This window comes from Pseudomonas sp. TCU-HL1, from assembly GCF_001708505.1.
Lineage (GTDB): Bacteria > Pseudomonadota > Gammaproteobacteria > Pseudomonadales > Pseudomonadaceae > Metapseudomonas.
Window position 1 is genome coordinate 5043727 of record NZ_CP015992.1, and the last position, 16713, is coordinate 5060439.

Sequence of the window (16713 nt, forward strand, 5' to 3'; positions counted from 1 at the left end):
TCCTCGGAGGGGCTTATTTGAGTTGTATGAAGTTCGCGGGCGCGCGGGTCATGTCGATCCCGGCGTCGTACACCAGGTTGACCAGTTCGACGACCATGATCGCGGTCAGGCCCCAGATCTTGTACTCGCCATACTGGTAGCTGGGCACGTACCAGCTGCGGCTGAGGTAGTCGATGCGGTGGGTCACCTGCCGCGGGTCGTCGCGAAAGAACTCCAGCGGCACGCTGAAGACCGAGTCGATTTCGCCGTCGTTGGCCTTGTACTGGACGAAGTCCGGAACCAGCCCCACGTAGGGCGTGACCTTGATGCCATGCCGGGAGACCAGCGTACTGAGCGGGCCGATGACCTCGACCAGTCCGGGGGGAAGGCCCACCTCTTCTTCCGCTTCGCGCAGGGCGGTGCGGATCAGGTCAGGATCTTCGGGATCGCGACGACCGCCGGGGAAGGCCACTTCGCCGCCGTGGGTAGACAGGCCACTGGCGCGCAGGGTCAGGACCAGTTCGGGCTCCTCGCTGCGGGTAATCGGCACCAGCACCGCGGCCTCGGGAAAGTCGTGATCGGTCTCCAGGATTGTCGGGGAGTAGCTCTGCACACGACGGAGCAGGTCATCCAGCATGGATTTTCTCGTTGTTCTCGACTGCCGGGCATCATGGCATGAACCTCTGGACCGCCCAAGCCCCGCGCCGACAGGTCGCACCATTCACCACCTTTGGTTTGCCCGGTAAGACGCTTGCCGTGCGGCACCATGCCGCGCCAAGATGAGCGCCTGATCCCGAGGAACTTTGATGAAATTCTGCAGCCAGTGCGGCGGCCCGGTTGTCCAGCGCATTCCCGAGGGCGATAACCGCCTGCGTTACGTGTGCGACAGCTGCCACACCATCCACTACCAGAATCCCCGCATCGTCGCCGGCTGCCTGCCGGTATGGGACGAGCAGGTACTGCTCTGTCGCCGCGCCATCGAGCCACGCAAGGGTTACTGGACACTGCCCGCCGGTTTCATGGAAAACGGCGAGACCATGGAGCAGGCTGCCAGCCGGGAAACCTTCGAGGAAGCCTGCGCCCGGGTGCGCAACCTCAGCCTCTATACCCTCTTCGACCTGCCACATATCAGCCAGGTGTACACCTTCTTCCGGGCCGAACTGGTGGATCTGGACTTCGCCGCGGGCGACGAGAGCCTGGAAGTGCGGCTGTTCTACGAACGGGAGATTCCTTGGTCCGAGCTGGCTTTCCCCACCGTGGGCCGTACCTTAGAATGTTACTTCGCCGACCGCGCCGGGCAGGTTTTCCCGGTGCGCAACGAGCCCCTGCCGCCGTTGTTGGCCCACTACAAAAAAGCCTGACCGCTACTCTGCTTACTTGAACACTGTGGGGATGTTGTGCCGATGCGCTGGTTGCTAGTTGTACTTTTCATGAGCCTTGCCGCGCTCGCCCAGGCAAGCACCACGCCGACACTGGGCGGCAAATCCATCGACAAGGTCCTGGTGGTGAAATCGGAGCGCAAGCTGCTGCTGATGAATCGCGGCGACGTGCTCAAGGCCTATCGCATTTCCCTCGGCAAGCAACCCTCGGGCCCCAAGCTGCGTGAGGGCGACCAGCGCACCCCGGAAGGTTTCTATTGGATCGACTGGCGCAAGACCAGCGACAAGTTCAACCTGGCCATGCACATCTCCTACCCCAACGCCCGCGACGCCGCCAAGGCTCGAGACAAAGGCGTACCCCCCGGTGGCATGATCATGATCCACGGCACCCCGCTGGATGAGGAATACCCAGAGTGGTACTTCCATACCCTGGACTGGACCGAGGGCTGCATCGCCATGAAGAACGCCGATATGCGTGAGATCTGGGCCCTGGTGAAAGACGGCACGCTGATCGAGATTCGCCCCTGAGCCGATCTGCTACGAACAAGGCGCCTCTGGGCGCCTTTCCTTTTAAATCATCGGCAGCGCACAGACATCGGCGTGCGCGCCGGTGTAGTCCGGTAGCATTTTTCAGGCAGATTCAGGCCGAGGCGGCCAGAGGGCGAAAGCTGAAATAGAAGCGCAGGGAGTCGATGAGGTCGGCGTATTCCGAAGGCGGCGCCACCAGCGAGAAACCCGAATCGTAGTGCCCAGGCGTCACATCTTCATGGCACCACTGGCACGTGGCGTAGAAATCGACGAAATGCAGTTGCCCGTCCTTGCCCGGAATTTTCAGCCGCATGTCGAAGCGCGCGCCCACCAGCATGGGCAGCTGGCTGATCAGCATCAGGCCGTCCATGGACACATTGCCCAGGTAACCCATGGGCTTGTCGGTGATGCGATTGAACACCTTCAGGTAATAAGGCAACTGATGGCGTTCGATATGGCGCTTGGTCGGCATGATATCAAATCGCTATTAATGACGTTTCAGTATGCGCTCGTTGCGGCGTCAGACCAACCTTCAATCGCACTCACGTGCCATGCGCTCCGCCAGCGAGCGACGGAAGGTTTCGATCTGCTCATCAGTGTAGTACTGCCGTTCACCCTGTTCGTCGACTCGGTAGAGCGGTCCACCGTGATTCAACTTCCCTTGCTGGTCACGCAACTGACCGCAACGCTTCTGCTGTTGCCCTCGCGCTTCTGCCGTCCGGCTGGCTGCCGCAGCCTGCTCCTGGCGGCGCGCATCGTAGAACCTGGCAGTGCGCACTTCACGCTCACGGGTAGCAGCATCGCGTTCCACCACCTGCGGCTTCACCGACACCTGCTCGGCGCCCTCTCGGGGTGTTTCACTGAAATGCACCCGCCCCTGGGCATCGGTCCAACGATAGATCTCCGCCCCGGCGACAGCCGGCAGCAGCAACAGGCAGCACAGCAGGTGGCGCATTCCTTGGCTCCTCGGAAATAGATGCTCAGCTTAGCCCTGGCCCTTCGCGGCTCAAGCGAAGCACGACCGACGGCCGAGTTGCGGGTCAGAGCGGTGCTGCAGTGGCCTTTGCCGTGCTGCCACCGAGGTGCCCGAGTTGCTGCAAGGTTTCCAGGCGCGCCTTGGCCCGGTAGGCGTACTCGCTGGCCGGGTAGCGGGCGATGATGAACTGGTAGGTCTGCGCGGCATCGACGAACAGGCTCTGGCGCTCCAGGCACTGGCCACGCAGCAGGGAGATTTCCGGCTGCAGGTATTGCCGGGCGCGGCTTTTGCGCTCGGCCTTGGACAGTTCGAGGATCACGTCTTCGCAATCACCGCGCTCATAGGAGCGGTAGGCGTTGTTCAAATGGTGGTCAAGGGACCAACGGGTACAACCGGCCGTGGCTGCCAGCACGGTGAGGATGATCAGGGTTCGCATGGTTAATTCCTCCGTCCACCGGAATATCGGCCGAATGCGCCGCTTCTTCAGGCCGCCGGACGATCACAAAGTACGAAGCATAACCTCCGATTGGTCCTGCCTGCGCGAGCCCCGGATGAGAAACCGCCACTGCTAGACTGCCGGAATCCATCTGCCACGGTCCCGCCATGCACGCAACGCGCCCCACTCTCCTCACCTTCTGCCTCCTGCTGAGCGCCTGCTCGCCCACCACGCCGCTGTTCATCGCACAGGTCACTACCAACGAAGTGGTGGAATACAAGGCCATGAAGAGCAAACGCATGGCCGCCGCTGTGGAAGAGGAAGGCGACCTGCTCACCTACAGCGCAATGGCCATCCGCGATGCCAAGAGCCCGGAGGCGGAAGAGCTGTATCTGGTTGGCTACCGCGATGACGAATTCAGCGATGACGTACGCGCCATTGCGCTCTACCAGATCGGCCTGATCTACATGAGCCGCTACAACGAGCAACGCAACGACACCAGGGCGCTGGCCTACCTGGAACGGGTCCTGAATGAGTTCCCCAGCAGCCGTGCAGCCGAGCGGGCCGAGGCGCGCATCCTGGTGATCCGCCAGCGTGCAAGGGACCCGGTGCAGAAAACCTCCCGCGAGCTGCTGGCCAACTGGAAGCCAAGCAATGCACTCGACCTCTACAAGGCGGGCCTGGACCCGGACATGACCCTGCTGTCGCGCCGCGCCGTACTCAAGGACCGTGTCGCCGAGGCCGAGGAGCTCTACCTGTTGGCGCTGTCCGATGCCCACGTGCAGCCCGACATCAAGCAGAAGGCGCTCTACCAGTTGGGTCTGATGTACCTGGCGCCCGACAATCCCCACGCCAACCGCGACAAGGCTATCGGCTACCTCCGTCGATTGCTCGTGCAGTTCCCCGACAGCGACCTGGCCAGCAAAGCCTCCCGCCACCTCGACCAGGCACTCAACCTGGACCGTCCCTGAGAGCAACGCAGCCACTCGGCGTGACGGCATTGAGAAGGTCGCCGAAAAACCGTTTGGCGGGCCACGTGAAACAATTCAGCGAGTAGTGAAAAGTAACCATGACTACAGTTTCCGCGCGTAGTAGCCTCGGGCTCTGCTTGAAAAATGGAGTCTTCGCATGCCCTTCCGCCGCACCAAAATCGTCGCCACCCTCGGCCCGGCCAGCAACTCCCCGGAGGTCCTGGAGCAACTGATCATTGCGGGCCTCAACGTCGCCCGCCTGAACTTCTCCCACGGCAGCCCCGAGGAACACAAGGCACGTGCCCGCCTGGTCCGCGAGCTGGCCGCCAAGCACGGCCGCTTCGTCGCCCTGCTCGGCGACCTGCAAGGGCCGAAGATCCGCATCGCCAAATTCGTCAGCAAGCGCATCGAGCTGAAAGAGGGCGACAGCTTCCGCTTCTCCGTCACCCACCCTCGCGATGCCGGCAACCAGGACGTGGTGGGCATCGACTACCCGGACCTGATCAAGGACTGCGGCGTAGGCGACGAATTGCTGCTGGACGACGGCCGCGTGGTCATGCGCGTCGAATCCACCAGCGCCGATGAACTGCAGTGCCGCGTGCTGATCGGCGGCCCGCTGTCCGACCACAAGGGCATCAACCGCCGTGGCGGCGGCCTGACCGCTCCAGCCCTAACCGCCAAGGACAAGGCCGACATCAAGCTGGCTGCGGAAATGGAACTGGATTACCTGGCCGTGTCCTTCCCCCGCGACGCCGCCGACATGGAATTGGCCCGTCGTCTGCGCGATGAGGCCGGCGGCAAGGCCTGGCTGGTCGCCAAGATCGAACGCGCCGAAGCCGTGGCCGACGACGAGGCGCTGGACGGCCTGATCCGCGCCAGCGATGCCGTGATGGTGGCCCGTGGCGACCTGGGCGTGGAAATCGGCGACGCCGAGCTGGTGGGTATCCAGAAGAAGATCATCCTGCACGCCCGCCGCTACAACAAAGCCGTGATCACCGCGACCCAGATGATGGAGTCCATGATCCACAGCCCGATGCCGACCCGCGCGGAAGTCTCCGACGTAGCCAACGCCGTGCTCGACTACACCGACGCCGTCATGCTTTCCGCCGAGAGCGCCGCCGGCGAATACCCGGTGGAAGCCGTGCAGGCCATGGCGCGTATCTGCCAGGGCGCCGAAAAACACCCGGACACTCGCCGCTCCCACCACCGTATTGGCAATACCTTCGAGCGCTGCGATGAGAGCATCGCCCTGGCGTCCATGTACGCCGCCAACCACTTCCCCGGCATCAAGGCCATCATCTGCCTGACCGAAAGTGGCTACACCCCGTTGATCATGTCGCGCATCCGCTCTTCGGTGCCGATCTACGCCTACTCCCCCCACCGCGAAACCCAGGCCCGTGTGGCGCTGTTCCGTGGCGTCGAGACCATCCCCTTCGACGCTGCCGCACTGCCGCCGGAGAAGGTCAGCCAGATGGCCGTGGACGAACTGCTGCAACGCGGCGTCGTGACCAAGGGTGACTGGGTGATCCTGACCAAGGGTGACAGCTACACCACCCAGGGCGGCACCAACACCATGAAGATCCTCCACGTCGGCGACCTGCTGGTCTGACCCGATCTGGAACGAAAAAGCCGCCCCGAAGAGGCGGCTTTTTTGTTTCCTGGTAAGAGCGAAGCAGGCCGCAGGCCTGCCATTCATTTCTGCAGGGGCAGCTCCGCTGCCAATCTCGAATGAATTCGCTCCCACTGGAAAAACTGCAGGCGTTTACCCATCACACAAACTTCGAGAAATCCGGCTTGCGCCGCTGGGTAAAGGCCGACAGCGCTTCTACCGCTTCCGGCGAGCGCAGGCGCTGGCTGAACAGTTCGCCTTCTTCGGCGATCACCCGACGCAGTTCTTCCCGCCCCGGCGCCTGCATCAGGCGCTTGCTCACTGCCAGGGCCGAGGGGGCCAGGTCGAGGAAGCGCAGTGCGGCTTCGCGGGCGCGGGCAAAGGTCACGGCGCCATTCTCCAGGGCGGCGTTGGCAATACCCCAGCTGGCGGCCTGTTCCCCCGTGAAGCCCTCACCCAACAGCAGCAGTTCCGCCGCCTTCGCATGGCCGAGCAGGCGCGGCAGGATGAGGCTCGAGCCGAACTCCGGGCAGAGGCCGAGATTGACGAACGGCATCTTCAGCTTGGCTGCGCAGCTCACGTAGACCAGATCGCAATGCAGCAGCAGGGTGGTGCCGATGCCCACCGCCGGGCCGCTCACGGCGGCCACGACCGGCTTGGGAAAATCGAACAGAGCACGCATGAACTGGAATACCGGGCTGTCCATGCCGCTCGGCGGCTCCTGAAGGAAGTCGACGATGTCGTTACCGCTGGTGAAGCACTCTTCGCTGCCCGTAATCAGCACGGCGCGGACCTCGCGATCCTCGCGCGCCGCATCCAGCACCTCGGCCATGCGGCTGTACATGGCGCGCGTCAGGGCGTTCATCTTGTCCGGGCGGTTCATGCGCAGCGTCAGCAGGCCTTGCTCGCGCTCGACCAGAATGTGCTCGCTCATGGGAAATCCTCAATGGGCAGGGGCCCGCTCACGTTTCGCGGGTCAGGAAAGTATCGGCCAGCAACTGGTTGCGGGGCAGGCCAGCCAGGTAAAGCCGGCGCGCGAATTCCTCGACGCTGGCAGGATGGCCGCAGAGTAAGGCGATGGTCTGCCGGGAAACAAGGCGGAATTGCGCCAAAACCTCCGGCAACTCGGCCGGTGTGATCAACTGGATGTCCACTCCGGAATGGGACGCTGCCAGCGCTGCCAAGGGCTCGGCCAGATAGTGACCGCTGCGGTCATGAGCCAGGTGAATGACGCGGATCGATCCCTGGTGATGGTGCCTCAAAGCATCCCGCAACAGCCCCCAGAGTGGTGCCAGGCCGGTGCCCGAAGCGAGGAAGAGCAGCGGCCGGGTGTCCCAGGATGGGTCATAGTGCAACGCGCCAGCGTGCAATTCGCCCAGGCGCAAGGTGTCGCCAACCACCAGGCGCCGGGCACGATCGCTGAACAGGCCGGGCTTGCGGCAGTCCACGTGGAATTCCAGGTAATCATCGGTGCCGGGCAGGCTGGCCAGGGAATACGGCCGGGCGACGCCGTCTTCGGTCCACAGCAGCACATGCTGCCCGGCTGCGTAGCGCAGCGGCCGCGACGGGGCGAGCTGAAAGCGCAAGACATCGGGCGCGGGCCAGTCCAGGCCTACCACTTGCGCAGCCATACCATCACGCGAGGGGTCGAAGACCTCGACCACCAGGTCCTGCACCACCAGGCACTGGCACGACAGTCGCCAGCCCTCGGCACGCTGGAAGCGGTCCAGCGCCTCCGGCCTGGCGTCCGCCGGTTCACCGGACAGGCAACGCACCAGGCAGGCATGGCAACTGCCCGACCGGCAGCTGTAGGGCACCTTGCAGCCCCCGGCGTTCAACGCATCCAGCAGGTTGCTGGCAGGTGCCACGGTCCAGCGTTTACCAGCCACTTCGAGTTCAGGCACCCTGCCCCTCCCAGGCGGCATCGCAACGGTTACGTCCGCCGCGCTTCGCTCGATAGAGTGCCTGATCCGCACGCTGCAACGCATCATCCAGATCGTCCCCGGCGACCAGCAGGGTCATGCCGGCCGACAGGCTCAACCGTTCAACCCGCACGCCTACCGGTTCGGCCTGCTCGAAGGCCTGGCGCAGGCGCTCGCAACAGGCGGTGAGGCGATCGGCATCGCAATTGGGCAGCAGCAGGACGAATTCCTCGCCGCCGTAGCGCGCCAGCACATCGCCGTCACGCAGGCAGGCTCGCGCTACGGCCGCAAAGGTTTGCAGCACGCGATCACCCGCGGCGTGACCGTGGACGTCGTTGATCCGCTTGAAATGGTCGAGGTCGATCAGCGCCAGGCCGTGTTGGCGGCTGGATGTCAGGTTGTCCAGCTCACGACCGGCCAGGCGCAGGAAATGGCGGCGGTTGAACAGCCCGGTCAGCTCGTCGGTGGCCACCAGGTCCTCCAGCTGGCGCATCATCCCGCGCAGCGTGTCCTGGTGTGCCTGGAGCGCAAAGCGGCGTTGGCGCATCCGCTGACGCAGCGCCTGGACGTAACTGGCGAAGAGGCTCAGCCAGACCATCAGCACGAACAGCATGCAGACCTGCAGCAGCGCCAGCGCCGGGTCGGCCAGCTGCATATGGTAGGCCTCGAACAGGTTGAGGCCGGCGAAGGCGAAGAAACCAATCGCCGCACAGCGGGCGAATACCCGCGGCTTCAACTGGAATACGCCGAAAAGCATGATCAGCACATAGACCGCCAGCAGCGTGCCCCGCGCACTGTCCACCATGGACATCAGCCAAGTGTTCCAGACAAGGGCGAGCAGCACCTGGGTCTCGGTCAGGCTGGGATCGGAAAAGCGCAGGTTATGGCCACGGATGAACAGCCAGAACAGGGCGACTTGAGAGCAGGCGACAAGGCCGGTGGCGACCAGGGCGGTGGAGAGCGGCACCCGGAACAGGCCACCCCACAGCGCGACCCAGCACAACACCAAGACCATCGCGTAGGTAGCCACGGCCATGCCGAAGCGCTTCAGCAGCAGACTTTGCAACGCTCTATGGCTGACCCGCTGGCTGGATGGGCTCATGGGCTCCTTCCCGTAATGGCACCATGCCTTCAATGTACGCCTGTGATCACAAATTTCCTAGCCTGTAGGATGTGTCCGACAACCGACCAAGGTCGACTACCGGCGACTGTGCCCGCTCGCCCCCACGCGCTATACTTCCGCGCCTTTTTAGCCTGCAAGCGCGCCGGGTCGTGGTCCGGCGCTTCCCTGATGTTCCCTCCAAGAGGAGCGCCCCCATGACCGTGATCAAGCAAGATGATCTGATCCAGAGTGTCGCCGACGCCCTGCAATTCATCTCCTACTACCACCCCGTGGACTTCATCCAGGCCATGCACGAGGCCTATCTGCGTGAAGAGTCGCCCGCCGCGCGCGATTCCATGGCGCAGATCCTGATCAACTCGCGCATGTGCGCCACCGGCCACCGCCCGATCTGCCAGGACACCGGTATCGTCACCGTGTTCGTCCGCGTCGGCATGGACGTGCGCTGGGATGGCGCCACCATGAGCGTGGACGACATGATCAACGAGGGCGTACGTCGCGCCTACAACCTGCCGGAAAACATCCTGCGTGCTTCCATCCTGGCCGACCCGGCCGGTGCCCGCAAGAACACCAAGGACAACACCCCGGCGGTCATCCACTACTCCATCGTTCCCGGCAACACCGTGGAAGTGGACGTCGCGGCCAAGGGTGGCGGCTCCGAGAACAAGTCGAAGATGGCCATGCTCAACCCATCCGACTCCATCGTCGACTGGGTGCTGAAGACCGTTCCGACCATGGGCGCCGGCTGGTGCCCGCCGGGCATGCTCGGCATCGGCATTGGCGGTACCGCCGAGAAGGCCGCGGTGATGGCGAAGGAAGTCCTGATGGACCCGATCGACATCCACGAACTGAAGGCCCGTGGTCCGCAAAACAAGATCGAGGAAATGCGCCTCGAGCTGTTCGAGAAGGTCAACCAGCTGGGCATCGGCGCCCAGGGCCTGGGCGGCCTGACCACCGTGCTCGACGTGAAGATCATGGACTACCCGACCCATGCCGCGTCCTTGCCGGTGTGCATGATCCCGAACTGCGCGGCCACCCGTCACGCCCACTTCGTGCTCGACGGCTCCGGCCCGGCCGAACTGGAAGCCCCGCCGCTGGACGCCTACCCGGAAATCGTCTGGGAAGCCGGCCCGTCCGCGCGCCGCGTCGACCTCGACACGATCACCCCGGAAGACGTGCAGAGCTGGAAGCCGGGCGAAACCCTGCTGCTCAACGGCAAGATGCTCACCGGCCGCGACGCCGCGCACAAACGCATCGTCGACATGCTGAACAAGGGCGAAGAACTGCCGGTGGACCTGAAAGGCCGCTTCATCTACTACGTCGGCCCGGTCGATCCGGTCGGTAACGAAGTGGTCGGCCCGGCTGGCCCCACCACCGCCACCCGCATGGACAAGTTCACCCGCCAGATCCTCGAAAGCACCGGCCTGCTGGGCATGATCGGCAAGTCCGAGCGTGGCCCCATCGCCATCGAAGCGATCAAGGACAACAAGGCCGTCTACCTGATGGCCGTCGGCGGTGCCGCCTACCTGGTGGCCCAGGCGATCAAGAAGTCCAAGGTCCTGGCCTTCGCCGAACTCGGTATGGAAGCCATCTACGAGTTCGACGTGAAGGACATGCCGGTCACCGTCGCCGTCGACACCAACGGCGAGTCGGTACACATCACCGGCCCGGCGATCTGGCAACAGAAGATCGCTGAAAACCTGGCGGTGGAAGTGAAGTAAGCCTTCAGCGTCCCACGAAGAAGCCCGGCCTCGCGCCGGGCTTTTTTATGCGCTCCCCGTAGGTTGGCGCCGAGCTTGCGAGGCCCAACGCCGCGATGTTGGGCTTCGCTCCGCTCTGCGCCAACCTACAGGAGCCGTGCCTGGCCGAACTGCTCCGGCCAGTCGCGGCGAGTGAACACCTGCCCCTCATTGCGAACCCTGCGCACTTCCTCCAGGTCCAGGTCGCAGACCAGCCACCGGCTGGTTGCCGGGCAGAGTTCGGCGCTTTCGGCGATCACGCCGTCACTCGGCATGCCAAAGTCCGGCGGTACATAGAGACCAGCGCGTCCGATGTTTTCGTCCAGTGCTGGCGACCAGGGCGCCAGGCCGACGGTAGGCGACTGAAGAACGGCGATCTGGTTTTCCAGGGCGCGAGCCTGGGCGCCGATCCGCACACGGTTGTAGCCGGCCTCGGTGTCGGTGCAGCTGGGGGCGAGAATCAGGTCTGCGCCCGCTTCGGCCAGGGTGCGGGCCAGCATCGGGAATTCGTTGTCGTAGCAGATGAGGATGCCCAGCCGCCCCAATGCCGTGTCGAACACCTTGAGCCCCTCCCCCGCCACGATGCCCCATTGCTCGCGCTCGAAGCGGGTCATGATCAGCTTGTCCTGATGGCCCAGTTCACCGCCCGGCCCAAACAACCAGGCGCGATTGCGATACAGGCCGTCGGCATCGCGCACCGGCAGGCTGCCAGGCAGCAGGTAGACACCGAGCCTGGCCGCGATACCGGCGCAGAGCGCGCGCCAGTCCTGCAACAAAGGCTGGATGCCGGCGATGGACGCCTGCAGGTCGCCGCGCTCATCCGGCGGCAACTGGCCGGCGAGCGCCAGCCCGGCGTATTCCGGCAGCACCAGCAGCTTCGCGTCGGCCGCCGCGGCTTCGGCGCATAGGCGTTCAAGATGGGCGGCGTAATCGCCCCAGCTTTCGTGGAGTTCAATGGCGTACTGGCAGGCGGCGATCCTGATCATGGGTTGAGCTCCTTGAGCCAGAAGGACATGGGCTTGGCCGACTCGGTGTCCTCGTCCAGGTCGCGCCAGTGAAATTCCGTGCGCAGCTCCGGATGATGGTGGTAGCCACGCCTCCCCCAGAAGTCGTTCAGGGGCTGGTAGCCGGGCGGGCGGCGCGGATGCTCGACGGGCCGCTCCACCGCGCAGAAGGCGCAGAAGTCGAAGCGCCCCAGGCGCCGTGCGTAATCCTCACGCTCGGCGAAGAAACGCACGCCGAGCCCCGTGCCGCGATACTCCCCCAGCAGCACCGACTCGCCAAAATAGAAGATGCGCTCCGGGTCCCACCCCTGCTCACGGAACGGCCGCTGGAACGCTTCGGTTTCATCCGCCATCGGCAAACCTGTGGAAGCGCCTACGACGCGCTCACCGTCCAGAGCCAGGACGAACAGGCTTTCCGGCGACTCGGCGTAGGTGGAGAGATAACGTGCCTCGTACGCCAGTGTGCCGTCGTAGAGGTAGGGAAAGTCGCGAAACACCGTCAGGCGCAAACGCGCGAGGTTGTCGATATGCGGCGCGATGGCGGCGCCCTGGAGCAGGCGGATGTGCATGGGAGCGGTCGTTCTGGCGATGTGGATGACGCCCCTGGCTAAGCCGGGTCTTGGCCAAGAACCTATCATGCCGGTCAGTGACCGACTGACTCCATTGCGACAGGAACCCAACCATGACCGCTACCGAACTGGTGCACGCTTATTACGACGCCTTCAACGCCGGGGACATGCCGGCCTTCCTCGCCCTGCTCAGCGAGGACGTGGTGCACGACATCAACCAGGGTGAACGCCAGCAGGGCAAGGTGGTTTTCGCGGCCTTCATGGACAAGATGAACCGCTGCTACAAGGAGCGCCTGTCGGACATCGTGGTCATGCAAAGCGCCGACGGCAGCCGCGCCGCCGCCGAGTTCGTAGTGCACGGCCAGTACCTGGCCGACGATGAAGGCCTGCCGCCGGCCACGGGGCGGACCTATGTGCTGCCGGCCGGGGCCTTCTTCCACATTCACTGCGGCAAGATTGCCCGCGTGACCAACTACTACAACCTGAACGACTGGGTCGAACAGGTCTGCTAATCGCAGCCTGCTGCGCGTCGGCGATACTGCGTCATAAACAGTCTCGGATTGCTCATTTACAGTCGTAAACTCCGCCTCCTCGACTGTTTATGCCTTGTCTCGCTCTAGCTCGCGAGGCGGTGAAGATATCCGTTAGTTGTTCTGCACCCGTGCCTTCGGCAGTTCGACCACCGTGGCGCGGCGCTGGGCCAGGTAACGGGTGCAGCTCACCCGCAGGAAGGACGCGAAGTTGACCACCTCGCCGCGGTACTCCATCACCTCGTCGTAGAGCTTGGTGATGAGCTGGTTGGTGGTCATGCCGTCCACTTCGGCGATTTCCCGCAGGATGTCCCAGAACTGGTTCTCCAGTCGCAGGGTGGTCACCACACCGCGAATGCGCAAAGAGCGCGAACGGGATTCGTAGAGAATGGGGTCGGCTTTTACGTACAGCTCGCACATGACGTAACTCCTGGTTCGTGGTGCGGCGCGTCGGCGTATATGGATCACGCTTCACCGATCCACCTTCGGAGTCCAGCATGACCTCGGTGGTGGAAACGAATAGCGGTTTCCACCCTACGCGCCTCACAGCTCGATCTTCGTCCCGAGCAGCTTGAGGAAGCCCGCCAGCCAGGCAGGATGCGCCGGCCAGGCCGGGGCGGTCACCAGGTTGCCCTGGGTATGAGCGGTATCCACCGGGATATCTACATACTGCCCACCGGCGAGTTTCACCTCAGGGCCGCAGGCCGGATAGGCGCTGCACTCACGGCCTTCCAGCACGCCGGCGGCTGCCAGCAACTGCGCACCGTGGCAGACGGCGGCGATGGGCTTGCCGGCCTTGTCGAAGGCCTGCACCAGTTCCAGCACACGTGCATTCAGGCGCAGGTATTCCGGTGCGCGCCCGCCGGGGATCAGCAGGGCGTCGTAATCCTCGACCTTGACCTTGGCGAAGTCGAAGTTGAGGGCAAAGTTGTGGCCCGGCTTCTCGCTGTAGGTCTGGTCGCCTTCGAAATCGTGGATGGCCGTGCGCACGCTCTGCCCGGCGATCTTGTCCGGGCACACGGCATGCACCGTATGGCCGACCATCAGAAGGGCCTGGAACGGCACCATGGTTTCATAGTCTTCGACGTAGTCACCGATCAGCATCAGAATCTTCTTCGCGGCCATTTCGCATTCTCCTGGAGTGGAAGCTCTGGGGCTTCAAAGGGTAGCCAATTATCCCCGGCCTTTTTCGGCCTCGGGTAATAGTCCCCTACTACAGAAGTTGCATGCCTCAGATGCCGATCTTGTCCAGCGCCCGGCCTACGCCGCGCCAGAACCCCTCCTGCAGTCGCATCACCTCACCGCTGGCGGCGACCCGCTCGCAGGGCTGCACCTGGCGGGTCGCAGTGATTTCCTGGCTAGCCAGGGGCTCTTCAACCAGTTGCAGCGGACCATTGCCGGCGCTGGGTTGCTCGCTGTTCTTCGGCGGCGGGTCCAGTTCGTCGTAGCGCAGGTAGTAAGTACGCCCGGCGCTGGCATCCAGGGCAAAGGAGGTGATGAGGGTGAAATCCAGCGGGCCGTCGGCGAACAGGCTCCAATAACTGCCGAACAGCGGCCGGCGCATCTCCAGCTTGTAGCTGGCCGCTTCGAACTCCAGCACAAGGTAGCCGTTGCTCGGCAGGCTGCCGATCAGTTCATTGTTGAGGAAGATGCCGGGCGCTTCCAGTTCCTGGTCGGCCCATTCGTTTTGCGGCCGATAGAGGTAGACCAGCGCATGGTCGCCGTCGCTCGGCGCTGCCGTCTGGAACGCGGGCCCTTCGGTTGCACCAAAGAAGGCACCTGGGGTGGAACAGCCGCCCAGCAAAGCGGCCAGCAGCAGGATCGGCAGATATCGGCGGCCCATGCAGCCACTCCCTCTGGTTATCGTGGAGCAAGCCTAGCCCGGCCCCGATCTACAGGCACCCGACGAAAGTGCGGCTACGGGTTCCGCGTCGCTAACGACGTCGATCGAGAAGGTTCACGACCAGCCGATCCAACCACCCCCAGAGACGCTGGCGCAGGCGCTTGATCAGGGGACGGGCGTGCCAGTCGTCCATGGTGATCTCGCGGCTGTCGGCGAAATCCTGGCGCATGCAGGCGTCTACCGCCCGGGTGAAGTCAGGGTCCAGCGCTTCCAGGTTGGCTTCCAGGTTGAAACGCAGGTTCCAGTGATCGAAGTTGCACGAACCGACGCTGACCCAGTCATCCGCCAACACGATCTTCAGGTGAAGGAAGCGCTGCTGGTATTCGAATATCCGCACCCCGGCACGCAGCAGGCGCGGGTAGTAACGCTGGCCGGCAAAGCGCACTGGCGGGTGGTCGGTGTGTCGGCTGGTGAGCAGCAGGCGCACCTCGACACCCCGCCGCGCCGCCTTGATCAGGGCGCGGCGCACCTTCCAGCTCGGCAGGAAATAGGGCGTCGCCAGCCAGACGCGGTTGCGTGCCGTACGAATGCTGCGCGCCAGCGACTGGACGATGTCGCGGTGCTGGCTGGCATCGGCATAGGCCAGACGGCCGAGCCCCTTCCCTACCGCAGGATAAGGTGGCAGGTGGGTCAGGCCCGGCGCTTCACCCGATTTCCAGGGGTGGCGGCCGAGGTTGGCCAGCCACTGATAGTCGAAGATCAGTTGCCAGTGCGCCACCAACGGACCTTCGATAGCCACCATCACTTCATGCCAGCGGCTGGACTCCTGTGCGGGGTTCCAGAACTCGTCGGTGGAACCGGTACCACCGATGAAGGCCAGGCGGTCGTCCACCACGAGGATCTTGCGGTGGTCGCGGTACAGGTTGCTGAAGCCGCGCCGCCAGCGTAGCGGGTTGTAGAACTGCAGCAGCACACCGGCGTGGCTCAGCCGCTCGCGCAGCGTTCCCCCCAGTTTCAAGCTGCCGAAATCATCGAACAGGCAGCGTACCCGCACGCCGCGGACCGCCGCCACGCAAAGGGCATCCACCAGCGCCTCGCTGCACTTGCCGTCTTCCACCAGGTAGAGCTCCAGCGCGACCTGGTACTCGGCCCGGGCAATGGCCGTGAGCATGGTCGGAAAGAACTGCGGCCCGTCGATCAGCAGCTCGAATCGATTGCCGGCCTTCCAGGGGAAGATCTGCCCCATCAGCGCTCCGTGAAGATCAGCACGGCCCCCACCGGCACCGACAGACTGATGCCCGACAGACCGGCCAGTTTGCGCAAATCATCCAGCGCCGAAGTCAGGCCGAAGTCTTCCACTTGCAGAACCAGTGGCGCCAGGGTCACCACCTGGAAGCGATGATCGTCCAGACGGGTCGCCAGAAGCTCGGCGCGGTATTCCTTTTCCTGGTCGCGAATCTTCACCTTCAACGGCAGCCCCAGCTCCAGTTGGGCGCCGGGCGCAAGGTCGGTGATGGGGCGCAGGTCGAGCTGGGCGGTCACTTCGGCGTCGGGGAACCTGGCAATTTCGAAGAACTGATCACGCAGGCGCTGATCGCGCAGCGGCACCCCGGTGCTGACCGATTCCAGTTCGACGCGCAGCCTCGCCTGGCCATCCTGGCCGATCTTGCCGTGCAAGGTGAGGAACCGGTGCACTTCAGAGATGCTGCCGGCCTTGGTGGAAATGAAGGAGATCCGCGAGGACTCGTTGTCCAGGTACCAGCTTGCGTGGACGGGCAGGGCCAGGGCGGCGAGCAGGGCAATGAGGGGGCGTATCGATTTCTGCATGCGGGCTTCCTTTGGCATGTCGCTGACGGCCCAGAGACTCAGGCCGGACTCCATTGGTCACACGGATCACCGTCAGGTTCCACCTGGGGCGATCCCGACGGACGGGCAATGGATGCAAAGCTACCAGAGGATGCAGACCATTACTTCCCTCTCCCTCCGGGAGAGGGAAGGCCAGGATGGCCCCAGTCGCCCAAATCGCGAATGAATGCGCTCCCACAGGGCGTTATCCGGCCCGCAATGAAAAAGCCCCGTCCTTGCGGCGCGGGGCTTCTCTCAAGAGG

The 16713-nt window shown here is 64.0% G+C and carries 20 protein-coding genes; 6 read left to right on the plus strand and 14 right to left on the minus strand.

Annotated features, from left to right (window positions below; all coding sequences use genetic code 11):
- Positions 1-13: 13 nt before the first annotated feature.
- Complete coding sequence (locus THL1_RS23125) at positions 14-616, minus strand: CoA pyrophosphatase (protein WP_069085418.1); 603 nt, start codon at positions 614-616, stop codon at positions 14-16.
- 169 nt (positions 617-785) lie between these two features.
- Here THL1_RS23125 and THL1_RS23130 point away from each other — a divergent pair, with 169 nt between their 5' ends.
- Both THL1_RS23130 and THL1_RS23135 read left to right on the plus strand, forming a co-directional pair.
- A complete protein-coding gene (locus THL1_RS23130; RefSeq protein ID WP_069085419.1) occupies positions 786-1340 on the plus strand; it encodes an NUDIX hydrolase in 555 nt (184 codons plus the stop codon).
- Between the two features lie 42 nt (positions 1341-1382).
- Positions 1383-1886: a L,D-transpeptidase family protein gene (locus tag THL1_RS23135; RefSeq protein ID WP_069085420.1), complete on the plus strand. Its 504-nt coding sequence runs from the start codon at positions 1383-1385 to the stop codon at positions 1884-1886.
- Between the two features lie 112 nt (positions 1887-1998).
- Here THL1_RS23135 and THL1_RS23140 read toward each other — a convergent pair whose 3' ends face one another.
- The 3 genes from THL1_RS23140 to THL1_RS23150 all read right to left on the minus strand — a co-directional run bounded on the left by THL1_RS23140 (position 1999) and on the right by THL1_RS23150 (position 3298).
- The gene (locus tag THL1_RS23140; RefSeq protein WP_069085421.1) at positions 1999-2358 is read right to left on the minus strand and encodes a PilZ domain-containing protein; all 360 of its coding nucleotides are present in this window, start codon (positions 2356-2358) and stop codon (positions 1999-2001) included.
- 60 nt (positions 2359-2418) lie between these two features.
- Positions 2419-2841 (minus strand): DUF4124 domain-containing protein, encoded by a 423-nt coding sequence (locus THL1_RS23145; RefSeq protein ID WP_069085422.1) that lies wholly within the window; start codon positions 2839-2841, stop codon positions 2419-2421.
- An 85-nt stretch (positions 2842-2926) separates the two neighbouring features.
- Positions 2927-3298, minus strand: coding sequence for a tetratricopeptide repeat protein (locus THL1_RS23150; RefSeq protein ID WP_069085423.1), 372 nt, complete (start codon positions 3296-3298; stop codon positions 2927-2929).
- 167 nt (positions 3299-3465) lie between these two features.
- Between THL1_RS23150 and THL1_RS23155 the strand changes: the two genes are divergently transcribed.
- Positions 3466-4269, plus strand: coding sequence for a tetratricopeptide repeat protein (locus THL1_RS23155; RefSeq protein WP_069085424.1), 804 nt, complete (start codon positions 3466-3468; stop codon positions 4267-4269).
- Between the two features lie 157 nt (positions 4270-4426).
- Positions 4427-5878 (plus strand): pyruvate kinase, encoded by a 1452-nt coding sequence (gene pyk, locus THL1_RS23160; RefSeq protein ID WP_069085425.1) that lies wholly within the window; start codon positions 4427-4429, stop codon positions 5876-5878.
- 160 nt (positions 5879-6038) lie between these two features.
- Here the strand turns inward: pyk and THL1_RS23165 are convergent, their stop codons facing one another.
- Genes THL1_RS23165 through THL1_RS23175 form a run of 3 tightly spaced genes read right to left on the minus strand, consistent with a single transcriptional unit; the run spans position 6039 to position 8902 of the window.
- Positions 6039-6812: an enoyl-CoA hydratase gene (locus THL1_RS23165; RefSeq protein WP_069085426.1), complete on the minus strand. Its 774-nt coding sequence runs from the start codon at positions 6810-6812 to the stop codon at positions 6039-6041.
- 28 nt (positions 6813-6840) lie between these two features.
- Positions 6841-7782, minus strand: coding sequence for an iron-sulfur-binding ferredoxin reductase (locus tag THL1_RS23170; RefSeq protein ID WP_069085427.1), 942 nt, complete (start codon positions 7780-7782; stop codon positions 6841-6843).
- Positions 7775-8902, minus strand: coding sequence for a GGDEF domain-containing protein (locus THL1_RS23175; protein WP_069085428.1), 1128 nt, complete (start codon positions 8900-8902; stop codon positions 7775-7777). The genes THL1_RS23170 and THL1_RS23175 overlap by 8 nt, the downstream gene beginning before the upstream one ends.
- A gap of 215 nt (positions 8903-9117) precedes the next feature.
- On the opposite strand from THL1_RS23175, the gene THL1_RS23180 reads away from it, so the two are divergent.
- Entirely contained in the window at positions 9118-10641 is a 1524-nt protein-coding gene (locus THL1_RS23180; protein WP_069085429.1) for a fumarate hydratase, read from the plus strand.
- Positions 10642-10766: 125 nt separating this feature from the next.
- Here the strand turns inward: THL1_RS23180 and THL1_RS23185 are convergent, their stop codons facing one another.
- Together THL1_RS23185 and THL1_RS23190 are read right to left on the minus strand one after the other, a co-directional pair.
- On the minus strand, positions 10767-11645 hold the full coding sequence (locus THL1_RS23185) for a carbon-nitrogen hydrolase family protein (protein WP_069085430.1): 879 nt from the start codon (positions 11643-11645) through the stop codon (positions 10767-10769).
- Positions 11642-12232 carry a GNAT family N-acetyltransferase gene (locus tag THL1_RS23190; RefSeq protein WP_069085431.1) on the minus strand — a complete coding sequence of 197 codons (591 nt, stop codon included), beginning with the start codon at positions 12230-12232 and terminating at the stop codon, positions 11642-11644. The genes THL1_RS23185 and THL1_RS23190 overlap by 4 nt, the downstream gene beginning before the upstream one ends.
- Before the next feature lie 113 nt (positions 12233-12345).
- On the opposite strand from THL1_RS23190, the gene THL1_RS23195 reads away from it, so the two are divergent.
- Complete coding sequence (locus THL1_RS23195) at positions 12346-12744, plus strand: nuclear transport factor 2 family protein (RefSeq protein ID WP_069085432.1); 399 nt, start codon at positions 12346-12348, stop codon at positions 12742-12744.
- A 132-nt stretch (positions 12745-12876) separates the two neighbouring features.
- Here the strand turns inward: THL1_RS23195 and THL1_RS23200 are convergent, their stop codons facing one another.
- From THL1_RS23200 to THL1_RS23220, 5 genes are all read right to left on the minus strand, one after another.
- Positions 12877-13182, minus strand: coding sequence for a ribbon-helix-helix domain-containing protein (locus THL1_RS23200; protein WP_069085433.1), 306 nt, complete (start codon positions 13180-13182; stop codon positions 12877-12879).
- Positions 13183-13305: 123 nt separating this feature from the next.
- Positions 13306-13887: a DJ-1/PfpI family protein gene (locus THL1_RS23205; RefSeq protein ID WP_069085434.1), complete on the minus strand. Its 582-nt coding sequence runs from the start codon at positions 13885-13887 to the stop codon at positions 13306-13308.
- 106 nt (positions 13888-13993) lie between these two features.
- Positions 13994-14605: a DUF2846 domain-containing protein gene (locus tag THL1_RS23210; protein WP_069085435.1), complete on the minus strand. Its 612-nt coding sequence runs from the start codon at positions 14603-14605 to the stop codon at positions 13994-13996.
- A 91-nt stretch (positions 14606-14696) separates the two neighbouring features.
- The gene (locus THL1_RS23215) at positions 14697-15854 is read right to left on the minus strand and encodes a phospholipase D-like domain-containing protein (protein ID WP_069085436.1); all 1158 of its coding nucleotides are present in this window, start codon (positions 15852-15854) and stop codon (positions 14697-14699) included.
- On the minus strand, positions 15851-16432 hold the full coding sequence (locus tag THL1_RS23220) for a YceI family protein (protein WP_069086614.1): 582 nt from the start codon (positions 16430-16432) through the stop codon (positions 15851-15853). The genes THL1_RS23215 and THL1_RS23220 overlap by 4 nt, the downstream gene beginning before the upstream one ends.
- Positions 16433-16713: the final 281 nt, after the last annotated feature.